Source organism: Schlesneria paludicola DSM 18645 (genome assembly GCF_000255655.1).
In the GTDB taxonomy this organism is placed as follows: Bacteria; Planctomycetota; Planctomycetia; order Planctomycetales; family Planctomycetaceae; genus Schlesneria; species Schlesneria paludicola.
The window spans coordinates 849,665-866,754 of the sequence record NZ_JH636436.1 but is presented as its reverse complement, the minus strand read 5'-3'; the positions used below and the strand labels follow the sequence as shown (position 1 = coordinate 866,754).

Below are 17,090 nucleotides of genomic sequence, written 5' to 3'. Positions count from 1 at the left end.
AATTTGCGAATCAGAGATCAGGATCCATCGAAACACCGATTGGAAAGCAGACGAAAGCCGCGATTCTCTGCGAGACGCGGTCAGACGAAGGCGCAACGTGCAATAAAAATCATCGTGACGTCGCATGCGCCAATCGATCAGAACAGGAAGCTGGCGCTCGCAATGACGGAGTCTGCGGAACTGGTCGCGGTGACATTGGTTCCAGGGATCGGACCGAGTGGACTGACCCAGGCGCCGCTGATCGTATTCGCGAAGAAGTGTGCGTAAGCCAACGAGATCTTGAGACGCGGAGTCACGTTCGCCGAGCCACCGAAGTAGATGCCGTGTTGGATATCGAGCGGCGTCGCCACGTTGACGAACGTATTGTCGTTGCTGATCGGGTTCGTATTGAACGAATAGCCGCCCCGCAAGGAGAACATCTCAGAAAGCTGGTACTGTGCCCCGGTTGAAACGGCAAAAATGCTGTTCCACCCCAATCCATTGACCGCACCATTTGGCGATACTCCCGATGCGGCAAACGGAGCGGTATTCGCATAGTCAAGGTAACGCAGGTCGAGAGCCAGCAACCACCGTTCAAAGCCGGTGTAGGCGGTACCGACCGAGGCAATCATCGGTGCATTGACGAGTGCTTTGATGTCACGAGGTGCACCTGCGGGATCGCGCGAGTTGAACTGAAACGCGTTGAACCATTGGGGGCTTTTCAGCGACGCACCAAACTGCCAGCAGTTGTCTGTTTTGTAGTAAACACCCCCTTGAACCCCGGCTCCCCATTGATACGTTCCATGCGTGGCGGGAGGGTAAACCGCACCGCCTCCCGATGGATCAGGAGCCGAAAGAATTCCGGGATCGACACTCAGATTGGCCAAATCGATCATTGGCGAGATTCCAACCGACAGCTTCTCGGTCACTTGAAGTGCAACGGTCGGCACAATCTGCGTGAGAACGTACTGGGCGAAAATCGGCCCCACTCCGAGCGGCGGCTGCATCAGAATCGGATTCGAGTTGCTGCCGGGAAAATTGCTGCCAAATCCACCAACCGTCAAAACGCCGAGTCCGAACGAGACCGGCATTTCATGTCCCGCGTAATCCAACACACCCTCGGGTTGGTAGACGAGCCCCAAATTGGGCAGCGGAAAAACGCCGCTGTTGCTGTTGTCCGAGCCCGAAAAACCAATTGGTGGCGTTCCCGGACCGAACGCCCCTGGAGCAACCGATGACGACAGCTTCGAATGTGGCAACATCAATTCGACGGACATATCCGCCGAATTGGGCAGGGCCGTAATGGTGGCCGGGTTCCAAAGGAACGCCCCCAGAGTATCGAGTGGAGCCGCCGTCGATGTGCCTCCCATCGATCGATTGATGGCCCCAACGCTTGTCATCTGAGCGCCGTACTGGGCCCTGACGAAATCGACGTTACCGAACGCAACCAGGCAACAGAAGAGCATTATGCGGGATCGAACCACTGCGAGAGCCCTTTCCGAGACAACGGATATGAGGATCGTGCTGGGTCCATCGGTTCTAACGAAGTTTTCGTTGAAGTTTATTCTTCCCACATGAAATCTCAGTGCCCCCTCGCCCTGAAAACTGAAGCGAAAACCCACGAATTGTGGAAATAGTCAATTTCGGTACCTTTTAACGCTGAAAAGGCGATCTATGGCCGAAAGCGTCAGAATGGGGCACAAGCCTCGCGCGGCGCTGGTCCTATTGAGGTTGGGAATGCGGGATGGACGCTCCCAGCGTCGTGGCGTCCCGTTGATGATTTTTTTAGATTTTGCTGATCTGGCAATAGCTCGATTCGAGCGACTCCAGCGTTGCCATCAGTTCGTCCGGTTGAATGGGTTTGGTCAGGTAACCATCCATCCCGGCTTCAAGACAACGGTCGCGAATATCGTTCGTGGCATGCGCCGTCATCGCGAAGATCGGGGTCGAGACAGATTTACTTTGTTCCCGTTTTCGAATCTCGATGGCCGCAGACATTCCGTCCATTTCTGGCATTTCCAGATCCATGAGCACAACGTCAAACGCCTGCGATTCCAGCAACTCAACCGCTTCACGGCCATTCGTCGCGGTCTGAACGTGGTGTCCAAACATCTCAAGAAGGCCCGTGGCGACTTCTCGATTCACCGGTGCGTCATCGACAAGCAGGATTCGCATCGGTTGCTGCGTCGTGACCGCCTCTTCACGTAGAGACCCATCATTGCCGCTCGAAACACTGAGTGCCTCTTGAATGGCGTCTGCCAACTCAGAGACCTTGGCAGGCTTCGTGAAGTACCACGTGTTCGAACGTAAGGCCTCGTTCTGTTGTTCGGTGTAGACGTGGCTGGCGGGAACGAGCATCAGAATCGGGCAGCCGGACAGATCGGGATCTCGTCGAATCTGCTCAGCAAGTGCCCACCCGTCTTGTCCCGGCATCATGGCATCGATCAGGACCAGTTGCGTAGGTGTCTGCGACATCACCGCATAACGCATCATGAGATACGCGGTTTCTGCATTGTGAACGGCCTGAGGCTGCAGTCCCATTTGCTCGAGCGTATCAGTGAGAACACTGCGACTGGTGGGATGGTCGTCGACAATTAACACCGGAACAGGCGGAAAGACGATTCGCGACTTTTCGGAAGCAGCGGCTTCGACAGGCAACGTCAGACGAGCAGTAAAGTGGAAAGTACTGCCATGCCCCAGTTCGCTCTCGACCCAGATTTTCCCGCCCATCAATTCCACAAGTTCAGACGAAATCGACAGTCCCAATCCTGTCCCACCGAAACGCCGCGTGATGGAATTGTCAGCCTGACTGAAGGAGGCAAAGATTCGGTCTTTCTGTTCTTCCGAGATTCCGATTCCCGTATCGCGAATCGCAAAATGAAGCGTGACATCATCAAACCGTCGCTCTTCGGTCCAAACGTCGACGAAGACTTCACCTTCGGCCGTAAACTTGATCGCATTTCCAACAAGATTCACGAGGATCTGTCGCAAGCGTCCCGCGTCCCCCCCCACCAACAACGGCACATCAGGAGCGATCTGATAGTTCAGCTCCAGCCCCGTCTGTGCACTCTTCACCGAGAGAATACGGACGGCATCACTGACCGTTTCTCGAAGATCGAATGGAATCGATTCCAACTCCAGCCTTCCTGCTTCGATCTTGGAGAAGTCCAAGATGTCATTGAGCAACCGCATCAGCGAATCCGCCGACTGCTTGACGACACGAAGGTAACTGGTTTGCTGCGCAGTCGGACGTGTCATCAGCGTGAGATCGGTCATGCCAATGATCCCATTCATCGGCGTCCTGATTTCGTGACTCATGGTCGCCAGGAACTGGCTCTTGGCCTGGCTGGCGTTTTCGGCCGCTTCCTTCGCCTCGCGCAGTTTTTCTTCCGTGCGACGCAACTCATTCGCGGTGCGTTCCAATTCGATATTCGAAAGAATCAACTCTTGAGCACGTCGTTCGGCTGCGGCCGTTCGTTCGGCCACGCGCTGTTCGAGTGTGCTGTTGAGTTGTTGCAGTTGGAAAAAGCCATCGGCATTCTCAAGAGCAGCACCGGCAATGGCAGTGATAAAATCGGCCAGCCGCTCTTCGTCGGGCCCAAATAACCCTGAAACATGCTCATGCCTGACTCTCAGGCATGCGACGGCGGCTCCGCGTACAAACACGGGAGCGCACAATGACGAACTGGTGTCGAGGACAGTATTGCTCTTGCGGCGCGGCTGCGGTCCTTCTTCCGCGTGGGTCACGGCGTGTCCCGCCGTGAGGGCGCGCTGCATCAGAAGCACCTCGGGCGTCGGCGACTCGGCCTGTCGAACCTGGCTGGAAAGATCGTCTGGCGTGACGGCAATCACATCGCAGTGTTCACCTCGCAGCAATCGACGCGCGGCGTCACGCACCTCAGAAAACACCGTTTCTGGAGAGAGGGCTGAGGCAATTTTTCGCCCGGAGTGCAGCACGACGTCAAATCGATCCACAAGCGAGATTGTGACGGGTTGAGCATTACTATCAGTTGGTTTGGCACTTTCAGCGGCAAGACTAAAGTCGCAGAGCAGATTTGCGGCCCGCTCAATTTCGTCGTCGGCTTTGGGCCATCCGAGTTCTACTCCAAGCTGACCACGGACACTCAATGTCTGCGCATATTCATAGGCGGCGTCCTGTCGTCGGGCGACGGAAAGACTGAGGTCGAGAAGTCGGCGAATCGGCCAGCGAACTCCGCGTACCGCCATCACCAGTGCGGCTTCGCGCAGCGCATGTGGCAGATCGTTGCGGAATCTCAGAGCCAGCCAGACGGCACGGAACGAAACGACAATCGCACGGCGAATCAGCCGATGACGCTTCCAGGGCGTGTGACTTTGATCTGATTGGGCCTGGTGGCGCAACGCGCTTGCCAACCACGCCACGTTCGGAGCGACATAGGAGTTCATCACGCCGGCCTGCCCTGCAACAGCGAGGGCGCGATCGAACGCAGCGGCCGCCTGAGCGTGTTCGCCTGCGGACATCAAGCAGACACCCTGAGCCAGTAACACCTCGGCGGTCCCTTGCGCATCGGGGCGCACGCGTTCGAGTTCAGCCTGAAGTCGATCCAAAGGCACCGTGCCCGGCGCGGCGCGAGCCCAGATATCGAGACTGATTCCCGAGGCCTGATAGTCGCCAAGTTCGAGCCCCGATTCATGAATTCGACGCGCCTGTTCGACGGCGCTTTGCAGATCGCCCAGACGGTAGAGCGCGGCGGCACTTTGATACCGAGCAATATGCACTTCCCAGAAATCGCCCGTTCGTTCCAGCAGGCGGACGGCTTCGCGGATTCGTTCCACGCACTCGCGATAGCGGGACCCGGTGTAAAGAATGATTCCAATATAATGCAGTGACTGCCCTTGTCCCCACAGATCGCCGAGTTCCGTGCGGATGGCGAGAGACTTCTTGGCATACGCAAGTCCACGCCCATACCACGGAATGAGACTCATCGCTGGTGCGTGCTCGGAATAGGACTGTGCCAGTTCGAGCGTCGGTGCGTAGTATTCGGCCAAATTCATTCCGCGCAGGTGCGTCCAGAGCACATGCGTTTTGCTGCGTGTGAACCAGTATCCGTGAGCCAGACGGCTGAAGATGCGGTATCCAAGTAGCTCGGCTTCCGACGGTTGGGCCCTGCTGCGCGACGTTAACAGCCGCGGGAACATCGTATGCAGCGCCTGCACGATCGCCTCCCAAACGAAGCAGATCAGCATGACAATTGAGTGACGAGGAACCCACCGCCCAAGCTGACGCAGGGCTTGTTCAAACGCATGGGTCGCAGCCTCCATTTCGCCCCGTTTGAATGCCAGCTCGCCCAACTTGCAGGTGGCTTGCGCCTTCGCCAGCGGCCCTTCGGACAACAGCGCGGCTTGTTCAAACTGTGGTGCAGCGTTCAGATACTGACCGCGAAGCATCAGGCATTCACCAAGTCCGATCGCAATGCGGTACTTGATTTGATTATCTGCCGCTTGCGAACCGCGTTCGGCAATCCTGTACTGTTGCTCGGCGACTTCGAGCGAATGTAACGCACGGGCTTGTTCCGCTGCCGCGAGCGCATATGCCAACGCGCTCTCGCTGTCTCCTGCGGCATCGAAATGGTAGGCCAGCTCAAAGACCTGATCGGGGGAATTGTCGCGCAGATACTTCGCTGCGCGAGCATGGACCTCGCATCTCATTTCGGTGCCAAGACGTCCGACAAGCGCCTCGCGAATTCGGTCATGTACGAATACGCCGTGGGACGCCGATGGTCGCAGCCAAATCAGATTTCGCTGGCGGGCTTCTTCGAGGGCCGCAATCACTTCGTGCGGCGTTTGACGCGTGAGAGCCGTGGCAATGCCGAGCTCAAACTCCTTCCCCAGCAAGGCACCGATCGACAACAGCTCAACCGTATTGGGATGGAGTAACTCAATCCGCCGCAGGAGGAACGACGCGGCGGAACTTGAAGACTGCAGATCAGAAAGGGCCAATGGCTCGACGCGCCATCCATCATTTTCCGCGACAAGAGCGCCGGATTCGACCAGGCCGTAAAGCATGGCGGACGCCATGAAAGGACTTCCGTCCGAGAGCCGCAGGACGAGGTCCAAGGCATCGGAGGGAAGCCGCCCCGCCATCGATTCCACGAGTTGCTGAATTTCATCGGGTTCAAACGCCGAAAGTCGCAGGTGCGCCGTCGGCTGCATCTTATAGAGGCGATCGTCGGATTCGATTTGGTCCGAGCGAACTCCCACCACCAGCATGACGAAATGGATGTCGTCGGGATCGGCTTGCCTCAAAGAATTCCAACGGGCGATCAGACGAACCATCATTTCATCCGCCCACTGACAATCATCCAGGATAATCAGTGCCGGCTTCTCTCGTGATCCGATAGCTTCCAGAAAACAGGCCAGAGCCTCGATGCTGCGTGCTTCGCCGAAGGCCTCGGGAATCAACTGGGGCGACGCGGCATGTCCCAGAACAGGCGCCAATTCAGGTAATGCCGCGGCAACGGCATCGGCATAGTGCCCCAATCGCGTGCGCAGGGCTTCGACGAATCCACTTTCCCCACGCGCGACGGTCAAGAGTTCTTGAACAATCCCCCCCAGCAATTGGAGCGGCTTCTGTCCGACCTGGTCTTGTGCCTGACAGCGAAAAATTCGAAACGAATCCTCGATTCCGCGTTGTGCCAATTCCGTTAGTAGCCGCGTTTTGCCTTGCCCCGACTTCCCCTCAAGCAGGACTAGACTTCCCTGCCCCTCGCGAACGCGTGCCAGGTGGGTACATAGTTCATTCATTTCACGGCGACGCGAAACAAAGGCTGGGGCCGTCAAAGTTCGTCGACGATCGGACAGTCCCAGGACGAGTGTCGGATCGCGATCACCCGAGGCCAGCGCGGTGGCAATCAGTTCCAGGTCGGCAAGCACCGCATCCGCGGATTGATAGCGATCGCGAGGATCTTTTCGTAGCAGACGTTGAATGAGGTCGTCGATCGCGCGCGGCAATTCCGCACGTATGCCTCGAAGTCGAGGCACGTCGGCGGTCATATGCTGAAGCAGAACAAGACCCGCGCTGTCCTCTTCAAATGGCGGCCGTCCCGCAAGGCACTCAAACAGGACCAACCCCACTGCGTACAGGTCCGACGTTTCTCGGAGATCTCGATCAATGAGTCCGGCCTGTTCCGGCGAGAAGTAGAGCGTTCCCCTCAAGTGTCCGTCCGTCGCGGACTTGTCGAGTTGTCCCCCGTCCCACAATCCGCCATCGACAAGAGTGGCCGTATCACAGGCCCCTTGCGGACTCACAATCAGATTCGAAGGCTTAATGTTTCCGTGCAGGCCGCCTCGGCCATGCAGTTCGCGAAGAGCCAGCAATAGGCATCGGCCCACATTCAACGTTTCCGAAACGCTGAGCGCGGCATCGCGTAGTCGCGATTGAAGAGAGACACCCTGAATGTAATTGCGAATGCAGTACCAGCAATCTCGACCTCGACGAATCTCTCGAAGCGGTGCCAGCCAATCAGGCGCAAGGTTCTGAAAAGCGACCTGCTCATGTTGAAGTCGAAGTTGAACACCTGCCGTCAGAATCTGGACCGGGATCGGTTTGACGACCACCACCTGTTCGGACGGGCATTCCACCGCCTGTAATGTCTCCGACTTTGAGGCGCCGTTCAAAGCCCGGATCGAGCGAAACTGATCGCCGACAAGTGTACGGAAACGCGCAGCGCGAAGCGGCTCGGCCGAACCTTCGTGCAGGTATGTCGAATCCGCACCGGACCCCATCATTGACTCGCCGAGGAGAGAAGTGAGACGTTCGTGTGAACTCCCTCGCGCGTGGCCAATCCGTTGAGACCCGCGAGAGGGTTTGTTTCCGACAACCGTTCGTCGCGAACAAGAGCCGCGCAACAACACGTTGTCCAAGGAAGCATAGATTCTTCGGGCTCGCCCCAACGCTGCGACGTGACGATGTCGGGCAATTTCTTGAAAGCCGCGGCCGACCTGTCCATGAATGCCGATTTGTCGGATCGCGCGACAGTTGACTGCGGTTCCGAAAGACCGGTTCGAAGCGGGGCAGACAGTGATGAATGCTTCACTTCAGCCGGGTTACGAGTGATACAACCCGACAAGTCGCCGGCAATTCGGGTTTACGACAAAAATGTTTTTCCTTACCCAGTCTACGGACCAAACGCGAGTACAAAAAAAACGGAGACCTGTACATTGATTCCGTCATGAAGAAAAAATTGTGTGGGGCATATTGAACTTATCCAATGGTTTTGGTTCGATTCGGCGAATCCGAGCGCGAAACTCTGAGGATTAGTCAAACTCACGTCACACATCCCATCAGGAGCGGGGGTCACCCCCCGGTAGTCATCGCCCATGAAAACCGCGTCGAACCTGCGCAAGCGCAAATCCAATGTCGAACCGCTTCTCGACGATCGAAAGAGTCTGGTCGAACGTGATGCGGACCTGCTTGTATTGCTCGATCAGACGCATCGTGCATTGCTCACTTCCAATGGAAACCGCGAGCAAGTCGGCATGGCGCTCGACGGGCTTTTTGGCGGAGTGAATCAAATGCGGCTCAGTTCACCTCCAGATCACTGGGAGGCACTGATCCAAACCTGTCGAAATCATCCAATCCTGCCCACACTGCATGAAGATCCCTTTACCGGCCGCGCCTTCGCAAAGCCTCGCGGTTATGCCGGTGATGCCGAATTGATCGATTTGATTTACGGCCCCGAAGATCGAATGCCGGAACCCAAGGCGACGCCCCTGGGTCTGGATATCTATCGTTACACGTCATCGGCCCCTGCTGCGGAAGGTGTACGCGCCCGCCGCGGATTTATCACAGACCTCATCGACCAGACAACAACTGAACGTCCAGGCCAGGACATTCTAGCCATCGCAGCCGGCCATCTGCGGGAAGCGAATCTCACAACCGCCCTTCGCCGTCGAAGAATCGGCCGATTCGTGGCACTCGATTCGGACCCGATCAGCCTGCAAGAGGTCGAGCGAGCCTATGGTCCTTATGGCGTACAAACCGTTCCCTCGTCGTTTGGTCCTTTGATTACGAATCGCCTGCAGATCGGCACGTTCGATCTGGTTTATACGACCGGACTGTACGACTATCTAAGTCTAAATACGGGTCGTCGACTGGTGACGACGATGTTCGACATGCTCAATCCAGGTGGGCAGCTGGTCGTCGCAAACTTCCTTCCAGGCATTCGCGATATTGGATTCATGGAAGCCTTCATGGATTGGAAGCTGATTTATCGCAGCCGTCAGGACATGGTGAATCTGACCGCAGAGATTGAAGAATCAGAGATCAGCCACCTCTCACTGTTCGCCGAAGAAAATCAGAACATCATTTTCTTGCGCGTCACGAAGAAGTAATACTTATCGAGATTTGTAAATCGCTTTGAAGTGTTTGTCTTATCCGTTGTATCCCCGTTGTCGTATGTTCCGGTCAGTGCCTCTTTGTTCAAGGGGACTGACCTTTTCATTTGGTTCGACCGAGCGTCAACGTCCTTACCTGTCCGTATGGGATTGAAGATCGCGTCCAGCGGCAATGTCCGCAATCAGCGCATTGAGTCAATTCATGGCGGGCGCAAGGTACTCGAATGGCGTCGCCACTCGACCAACGCTACCAAGGTTTGATTGCGACGGTGCTGTCACGGATTCCGTCGCGATCGTGGCATCGTAATCCGCGAACCGTCGACGGATCGCGACGAATTTTTCTTCGGTCTCGACAAAGGCATCAACAATGGCCGGGTCGAAGTGTTTGCCGCTGCCATCAAGAATAATCTCGCGGGCTTTTTCGTGACTGAACGCCGATTTGTAGATGCGTTTTGTCGTCAGTGCGTCATACACATCGGCGAGCGCGACGATACGTCCACACATCGGGATATCGTTCCCTTTCAGCCCCAGGGGATAACCCGTCCCATCGAATTTTTCATGATGACTGCGAGCGATGTCCCGCGCCATTCTCAAATACTCTGCATCTGGCCGGGCCTGCAAGGCAGCATCCAGTGTTTCGCTGCCGATCTGGGCATGCTGCTTCATGACCTCGAATTCTTCGTCGGTCAACTTTCCGGGCTTCAGCAGAATCTTGTCGGGGATTCCGACCTTCCCAATGTCGTGCAACGGGCTCGTCAGATAGACCATGCGCACAAAATCGCCGTCGATCTGATCCACATAGGGCCCATGATCGAGCAGGTGTTCGCACAGGACGCGACAGTACTCGCGAATTCGATCGAGATGTGCACCGGTCTCAAAATCCCTGGACTCGGCGAGCTTGGCGAGTGCGAAAATCGTGACATCACGACTTTCAAGGGACAGAACTCGTTCACCGGTCCGCAGGCGAACCTGCAATTCTTCGGGTTGGAATGGTTTGGTGATGAAGTCGTCCGCACCAGCATCCAGACCTTCCACCACACTGTTCGTTCCCTCGTGTGAGGTCAAGAGGATCACGTACGTATAGCTGCTCGACGGCCGCTTCCGGATCTGTCGACACAGCTCGACACCCGTCATCTTCGGCATCGACCAGTCGGAAATCACCAATTGGAACTCGCCCGTACGAACAAGCTCCAAGGCCTTCAGACCGTTATCGACGGCAGTGACCTCATACCCGAACTGTTCAAGACAGTACACGAGCATGAAAGAGGTAACAGCATCATCTTCAGCGACCAGCACACGCATGACGTGTCTCCAATGTTCCATGGGTGTGCTTGAGCGATTCATTCGCTGCGGGCACAAACGCCTGAGCAAAACGGCGAACGGCCTCCCATTCCGACCAGAGCGACTGCAATGTTCGCGAGAGTTCGATGTCGTCCTGATCGTGCCCAAATCGTTCGGCATCGATCAAGAGTTCAGTCAATCCCTTCGCAGAGACGTTGCTCGCCGATCCTTTGAATCGGTGTGCGATCTCGACAATCGCGGCGTAGTCCGCTTTATCAGCGGCACCTTGAAGTTGATGAAGATCGGACGAGCCCGTCTCGAGAAATGTCGCGAGAACTCGTTCGACAATTTTGAGGTTTCCCAAGCAACGGCCCAGCAGACCGATAAAGTCGATCGCAGGCGCATCTACAAGGGGATTGGGGGATTGGGAATAGGGCATCTTCGAATTACCTTCAGATCACGCTTCTTCCAATGCAACGCAGAGGTGTTCAATCTGGCGAGTCTTGAGCCCCATTGCGCCCTCGTCGTTCGGCGATTCCGCAGGGCCAAGTTGATGAAAGCCGATGTGGCACTGCGAAGGGCACCGCGACGTAGGGACTCAGTCTGAAACATAACTTGCTTCTGAGAAAGTTCCGTGAAAAGTGTGATTCGCAGTTTGGATTCACACCGCTTGAATTCCCCCAAATCGCGCAAACATCACCGCCGCCATAACCGGCAACCCAAAATAAACGCACGTACACATTATCAGTGCTTCTATTGCACTAATTTTTCTGTGCGGTATTTTCAGCAGGAAGTCCGAAAAGGAAAAACCCCGCTGTCAAAGTCGACGTAGGCTGTGGAGAGCGATTCGTTCGTCTTGGCATTGCCGAAACACCCTTCTTTTCCGCTCCCGCGGGAGGAAACGGTGGCGAAAAGCAACAAAAATGGCGAGTGAGACTGAGTTGAGCAGGGAAGATGCGGAAGAACGGCCCATGATGCAAATGCTAGTGATCATCGTTGCAGAACAGAATCCAGATGGCTGGTCGGCTTGGTTGAAAGACTCGCCCCAAACCGTGAGCTGGGGCAACTCCGACATTCTCGCGATCCTGAGCCTGATCGAGACGTATGGAACTCCCGAGATGGACCCTTGGGACATGACCAAGCTGGAAGCACGGTCCTACGAAGGACATCTGGAATACCTGCTCCCTATTTCGATCGGCCATCGGATTCCAAACTCAGTCACGTCCGAATTACGCGCGGCCAAGTAGTGCCCTCGTCGAGCTGCACAGTGCGAGCGAAGGTTGCTGTTCTTGCGTTTGTCCATGGCCCGATGATCGCTCAGGGACACCGATACGTTTCGCCATCGAATCGTCGATGGCCATAATGCAGGCCGATCGCGCGCGTTCGATTGTCGCTCTGCAACAAAGACCGCGTTTCCCTTCAATCCACATGCTTTCTTTTGATTCCCGCACGGGACATCACGGCATGCAATGCGGTTTCGACATCTGCCAGCTTTCGCTTAACGCGCTTCGATCCACCTTTGTCATCCGCCTTGAATCCGTTCACGTGCTCTTCCATGTGATGGATTTCACCGTCGAATTCTGACAAGAGCCCTTTGCACTCGTCGTTCAGTTCGTTTTTTCGGGTCAGATCGGTGATCTTCTTGGACATCTCGTACAAGGCATATGCCTCTTTATATGCCTCGGGAAATTCAGGATTGTTCTTGTAGTTGTGATTCATCGCATTGCAAAACGACGTGATTTCAGAGGTCAGAGACTGCGTGAGCTGGCTGAGCGGAATCTCAGCAGGTCCACCAGTTCCGTTATGAGCAGAATCCGAACCATGATCGTGGCCATCGGCACCCTTGCGACGAATGCCCAGTTGCTTGAGCATCCCGTCCAATACGGACTCAACCTTTTCCAGACTTGTCGTCACGGCATCCTGAGCGGCCTTGTTGGTCGGCCCCTGACTGGAGGCGAACTCGCCAAGATGCTGCTCAACGTGGTGGATTTCACCGTCAATTTCCGTCAATTGCTCTCCGATGGGACCAACTGGTGATCCCGATGCAACCTGACTTTCGACTTGTTTTGCGAGTTTGAGCAGATCATACGCCTCACGATAGGCTTCGCCGAATTCAGGCATCTGGTTGTACGTGCGGTGCATCACACTGCAAAACTCATTCATCTGAATTGTCAGCTCTTTGCTGGACGATGCGAACAACACGGGATTCAAGGAAGAATTCACGACAGTCGTGTTTGCGGAACCATGTGAATCGTCGTCGGCCTGTTTGCGACGAATGCCCAACGTTTTCAACATCCCGGTGAGTGTCGTCTCGACCTGTTCCAGATTCTTCACAACAGCGTCCTGAGACACCTTCGATGCCGCCCCCTGAATCTTGGCAAACTCATCAAGATGGTGTTCGACATGATGAATTTCGCTGTCGAACTCGGCAATCTGTTCTTTGATCGAGTCCATTGATGCTGCAGAAGAAATTGAACCATCGATCTGCTTGGCCAAGATCAGCAGGTCGTATGCTTCGCGGTAAGCTTCTCCAAATTCAGCCATCTTGTTGTATGTGCCGTGCATCGCGACACAGAAGTCATTCATCTGCCGCACAAGGTCACGGGCCGGTTGCGTCAACGGATCACGAGTGGCCGCAGTCTCATCTGCAATCGACATCGCGCCTGTCATGACGACGATCAACAGAGCTCGAATGAGTTTCATGTGGAAATCCTTGGCTGTGGTTCACCGGAGCTTCTATTCAGTGCGTCTTCACAACGCGGAACCCGGACTCGGATGCCTTGCTGTCAATCATCATCGGATCTCGAGCGGCCGAGCCGCAGTGCTTGGCCGCGCGTTTGAAATTGCCACCGCGAAGATAGGCCTTTGTTGTCTTGCCCGCGGGTGAAGGGGCGCCGCTCAAGGCTTGACCATCGACGACATCGGAACACCATTCCGCAACGTTGCCGTGCAGGTCAAATAAACCAAATCGATTCGGCTTCCGTTGGCCGACCAAGAACGGATGTCGTTCGTCGTACCGGTCAAACCAGGCGAACTTTTCAATCTCGGTATCAGGACACGCGAAAGCTCCGGCTGAACCGGCCCGGCAGCACCATTCCCATTCCGTTTCCGTTGGCAGTCGATAAATCGCACCCTTTGGTAAGACTCCGCTTTCGTGTTCTCGTGTTGTGAGGCGCGCACAGAATTCGCTCGCTTCATTCCAACTGATCCAGTTTGCGGGGAATTCGTCATCGTTTTCCATCTGGCCCGCTGGGTGCGCGGTCCAGGGTTGCGATTCCATCACGCGACGCCATTCGCCGCGGGTAACTTCGAAGGCGCCGATGGAAATCGGGGCTTCCACAACGGCTGGTCGAGCCGAAATCGCATGTGTTGGGCGACGAGGGTCACTCGGATCACTTCCCATGCGGAACTCCCCGGGAGGAACTAAGACCAAACTAAGCCCGATGGAATTCTGGTCGGTAACAGACTGCCCCAAGAACTCGGCCCATGCCCGTTGGCTTTCCCGAGCCACCTCATCCGTAAAAGGAGACGCAAGTGGCTCTGGCCGTGCCAACGGAATCGGCTTGGTCGGCGTCTCTCCTGTACTTGGTGAAGGTGGCACATCAGATGGCTCTGGCTTCATTGTTTTATCGGCTATGGATGCTGTATCTGAGCGATCAGGGGCAATTGAAGCTTCGTCTTTTTTCGCAGAGAGAATTTCGCGATCGTATTTTTTCCAGAATATTGCCGCAGCCAAAGGTTTCGCAGCTTCGTCACTCGTCTGAATTGTGACCAGCGATTCCATTTGCCGGATTGCCTCCATCCCACTCGTGATTGCATCGGGGCTGAACTTCAAAATTGTCAGGTTCATCCCAGCCAGCGCGGTCAGATCGGTGACGTTTGTATTCCGGCAATCCAAGCTTGTGAGAGGCATGCCGTTGAGTGGTGAAAGATCGTTGACGTTCGTCTCGGCAATCGAAAGTTCTTGCAAAGGAAGTTCGCTTAGCGGTGAGAGATTGGATACGGCTGAAAAGGCACAATCCAGGCGTATCAGGGGCATTCCTTTGAGCGGAGAAAGATCCGAGACGCTGGTACGATTGCAGGAAAGTCCGGTCAGCGCAGCCTCGGAAAGCGGGGTGATGTCCGCAAGGTTCACGCATCCATCGCAGTCGAAGACGGTCAGCCCGGTCAGTTGCTCAAGTGGCGTGATGTCGCTCAGTTGCTCCGACTGAATCTGCAACTCCGTCACGACACCCTCGTCAATCACGGGAGTCACGACACCATCAAATTCGGGATTCAGCTCCTGCAATTCTTCGATCACCGCTTGCAGTTGCTTGGCCGCCATGGCCTTAGGATCTTGATCAGTCGGCGCGATCATCGTCGATTGCTGCGAGCGTTCCTCGTCAGTCATGACTTTTGTCGAGTTAGGTATCGTCTCATTCGTCGAAGACTCACTTACATTTGGCAGTGGCTCGTCGCTACCGGCCACACTCTGAATCGCGTCGATGTCCTGCAGATTTTGCGTTTCCGCCACTTCACCCTGGGCTTGAGTATTCATGGCAGAGGAAACCGACGCCACGTCATCCGTCGCATTGGTGTCGGTGGCAGCAAGCGAGTTTGCGTCGACCGCTTCGGAGTCGTTGGCCAAATCAACCTGAGGCCCTTTCGAAAATCTCATCGCAAGAAACGTTCCAGACGCCGCGGCAACCCCCACAAGCACGATGGCCAGCAACACGAAAGTTCGAGTTCTGGAGCGTGAGCTTTCCTCCCTTACGATCTTGCGAGGCCTGGCAGCCGGGTCCCTCCACGAGGGCCGCGCGGGATTCGCAACAGGGCTTTTGCTCCCCTGTCGAATCAATCGCGAAGAAATGGGCGGCGCCGAGAATTGTTCCAGATCGGCAATCAGATCACTGACCGTCTGATATCGAGCATCAGGGTTCTTTGCGACCATCTTTTGAAAGACTGCGTCGAGTTCGCGAGAGACATCTGGGCGAATCGTTGGCAGCGAGGGAATCGGCGTCTCGCGATGTGCCAGAATCTTCTGCACGACCGTCTCGCCACCGTAAATCATCTGTCCGGTTAATAAATAGTAGAACGTGCATCCCAGACTATAAATATCGGCGCGTGCGTCGGCATCCTTAGTATTGACCGCTTGTTCGGGACTCATAAAGTCAACCGTACCGAACACATCTCCGTTCAGAGTCAGGTCATTTCGCGTATCGTGTTGCGTCTGACGTCGTTCAATCCGTGCCAGGCCCATATCAAGAATCTTGACGGTGTCCTCGGTGTCCAGCAGAAGATTGGCGGGCTTAATATCGCGATGAACAACGCCTTTCTTGTGGGCATATTCCAAACCGTGTGCAGTCTGCAGGATGCAACTCACCGATTTGGCCACAGTGAGAGGTCCGTCCCGCCTGATGACGACCGAAAGGTCTTGCCCCTCGATATACTCCATCACAAGAAAATGAACGCCATTGAATTCTGCGGCATCGTCCGTTGCGACAATGTTGTGATGGCGCAACTTTGCGGCGGCCTGCACTTCGCGCAGAAAACGAGCCACAGCGGCGTCATCGGCCATGACATCTTCGGGCAACGTCTTGATTGCGACGACCCGTTTCATCCGACGGTGCTCGGCCTTGAACACCTGGCCCATCCCGCCGGCGCCAATGACGTCCAGAATCAGATAGCCGCCGAGTACCAATGACTTGGCACGTCCCGCCATGACTTGTTGTGACTGGAACGCGGTAAGCAAATTCTCTTTATAAAGCGCCTGAAGCAGGTCTTCACCGCTTCCCTGATCTGCCAATGGTGGCACAAACCGTTCGAGTTTGCCCGGCGAAATGATGCCAGAATCTGTTAGATCCTGGACAACAGCTTCCAAAGCAACGGCCATATCACGTAATCCTCGACATTGACGACCTGTTGATATTAAGACGGACAGGCACCCTGATGTTCACGAAATCATGGTGTTTACGAATCTTGGCGAGGCCCGTCACCGCACTTTCAACACACTATTCGGCAGCAACGAAGACCGACCCGCTACAGCACAACTGTGGATACGCGTACAGTATAAGGTTAGTAAGCCAGTCATTGTCAATCTGGACGGCACGTCTTCAGAATTCGTGACACGTATTCGAAGGTGTCTCACTGATAGCGCAATAGGTTCGACTGGAATTCCATCTGAACGCACTTGATGTTGACGTTGATTCATGGCTGTTGACAACAGACGACATCGTCTCACGCGCCAACGCTTCGATCACGACATTGCGGACCGGCCAATCTGCACTCCAGCAAAGCGAGATCATCGAGATTATCAAAGGCGAGTTGCGCGAAATGCTCAATCCTATATCTGAATTGAACTTTCGCAGAGTCGCCTGTGGCCCGGGTCATCGACGACCATCACAAGTGACGGTAGGATTCTCGGAGCAAATTCCGATCTTGAACTCGAACAATTTGAACACCGATCCGGATTGGCA

General features: G+C 55.3%; 8 protein-coding genes. 2 read left to right on the top strand and 6 right to left on the bottom strand.

The annotated features are described in order from the left end of the window. Window positions 1–137: 137 nt before the first annotated feature. Together OSO_RS0137085 and OSO_RS46630 are read right to left on the bottom strand one after the other, a co-directional pair. A complete protein-coding gene (locus tag OSO_RS0137085) occupies window positions 138–1,445 on the bottom strand; it encodes an OmpP1/FadL family transporter (RefSeq protein ID WP_010587822.1) in 1,308 nt (435 codons plus the stop codon). Window positions 1,446–1,764: 319 nt separating this feature from the next. Continuing rightward, window positions 1,765–7,746 (bottom strand): response regulator, encoded by a 5,982-nt coding sequence (locus OSO_RS46630; protein ID WP_050986287.1) that lies wholly within the window; start codon window positions 7,744–7,746, stop codon window positions 1,765–1,767. Between the two features lie 591 nt (window positions 7,747–8,337). On the opposite strand from OSO_RS46630, the gene OSO_RS46625 reads away from it, so the two are divergent. Beyond that, complete coding sequence (locus OSO_RS46625) at window positions 8,338–9,351, top strand: class I SAM-dependent methyltransferase (RefSeq protein ID WP_010587819.1); 1,014 nt, start codon at window positions 8,338–8,340, stop codon at window positions 9,349–9,351. 198 nt (window positions 9,352–9,549) lie between these two features. Here the strand turns inward: OSO_RS46625 and OSO_RS0137060 are convergent, their stop codons facing one another. Both OSO_RS0137060 and OSO_RS46620 read right to left on the bottom strand, forming a co-directional pair. Next, window positions 9,550–10,656 carry a response regulator gene (locus OSO_RS0137060; protein WP_010587818.1) on the bottom strand — a complete coding sequence of 369 codons (1,107 nt, stop codon included), beginning with the start codon at window positions 10,654–10,656 and terminating at the stop codon, window positions 9,550–9,552. Then, the gene (locus tag OSO_RS46620; protein WP_010587817.1) at window positions 10,637–11,074 is read right to left on the bottom strand and encodes an Hpt domain-containing protein; all 438 of its coding nucleotides are present in this window, start codon (window positions 11,072–11,074) and stop codon (window positions 10,637–10,639) included. Before OSO_RS46620 ends, OSO_RS0137060 begins: the two co-directional genes overlap by 20 nt. A 532-nt stretch (window positions 11,075–11,606) precedes the next feature. Between OSO_RS46620 and OSO_RS0137050 the strand changes: the two genes are divergently transcribed. Next, window positions 11,607–11,882: a hypothetical protein gene (locus tag OSO_RS0137050; RefSeq protein ID WP_029247854.1), complete on the top strand. Its 276-nt coding sequence runs from the start codon at window positions 11,607–11,609 to the stop codon at window positions 11,880–11,882. Between the two features lie 172 nt (window positions 11,883–12,054). Here the strand turns inward: OSO_RS0137050 and OSO_RS0137040 are convergent, their stop codons facing one another. Both OSO_RS0137040 and OSO_RS49120 read right to left on the bottom strand, forming a co-directional pair. Beyond that, window positions 12,055–13,338: a hypothetical protein gene (locus OSO_RS0137040; RefSeq protein ID WP_010587814.1), complete on the bottom strand. Its 1,284-nt coding sequence runs from the start codon at window positions 13,336–13,338 to the stop codon at window positions 12,055–12,057. A 37-nt stretch (window positions 13,339–13,375) separates the two neighbouring features. Further along, the gene (locus tag OSO_RS49120) at window positions 13,376–16,507 is read right to left on the bottom strand and encodes a protein kinase domain-containing protein (protein ID WP_010587813.1); all 3,132 of its coding nucleotides are present in this window, start codon (window positions 16,505–16,507) and stop codon (window positions 13,376–13,378) included. Window positions 16,508–17,090 lie beyond the last annotated feature (583 nt).

What these genes read in the sequence shown, in the direction of transcription:
- OSO_RS46625 (WP_010587819.1), top strand. Translation starts at nt 8,338, where the DNA reads ATGAAAACCGCGTCGAACCTGCGCAAGCGCAAATCCAATGTCGAACCG.
- OSO_RS0137040 (WP_010587814.1), bottom strand. Translation starts at nt 13,338, where the DNA reads ATGAAACTCATTCGAGCTCTGTTGATCGTCGTCATGACAGGCGCGATG.
- OSO_RS49120 (WP_010587813.1), bottom strand. Translation starts at nt 16,507, where the DNA reads ATGGCCGTTGCTTTGGAAGCTGTTGTCCAGGATCTAACAGATTCTGGC.
- OSO_RS46630 (WP_050986287.1), bottom strand. Translation starts at nt 7,746, where the DNA reads ATGATGGGGTCCGGTGCGGATTCGACATACCTGCACGAAGGTTCGGCC.
- OSO_RS0137050 (WP_029247854.1), top strand. Translation starts at nt 11,607, where the DNA reads ATGATGCAAATGCTAGTGATCATCGTTGCAGAACAGAATCCAGATGGC.
- OSO_RS0137060 (WP_010587818.1), bottom strand. Translation starts at nt 10,656, where the DNA reads ATGCGTGTGCTGGTCGCTGAAGATGATGCTGTTACCTCTTTCATGCTC.
- OSO_RS46620 (WP_010587817.1), bottom strand. Translation starts at nt 11,074, where the DNA reads ATGCCCTATTCCCAATCCCCCAATCCCCTTGTAGATGCGCCTGCGATC.
- OSO_RS0137085 (WP_010587822.1), bottom strand. Translation starts at nt 1,445, where the DNA reads ATGCTCTTCTGTTGCCTGGTTGCGTTCGGTAACGTCGATTTCGTCAGG.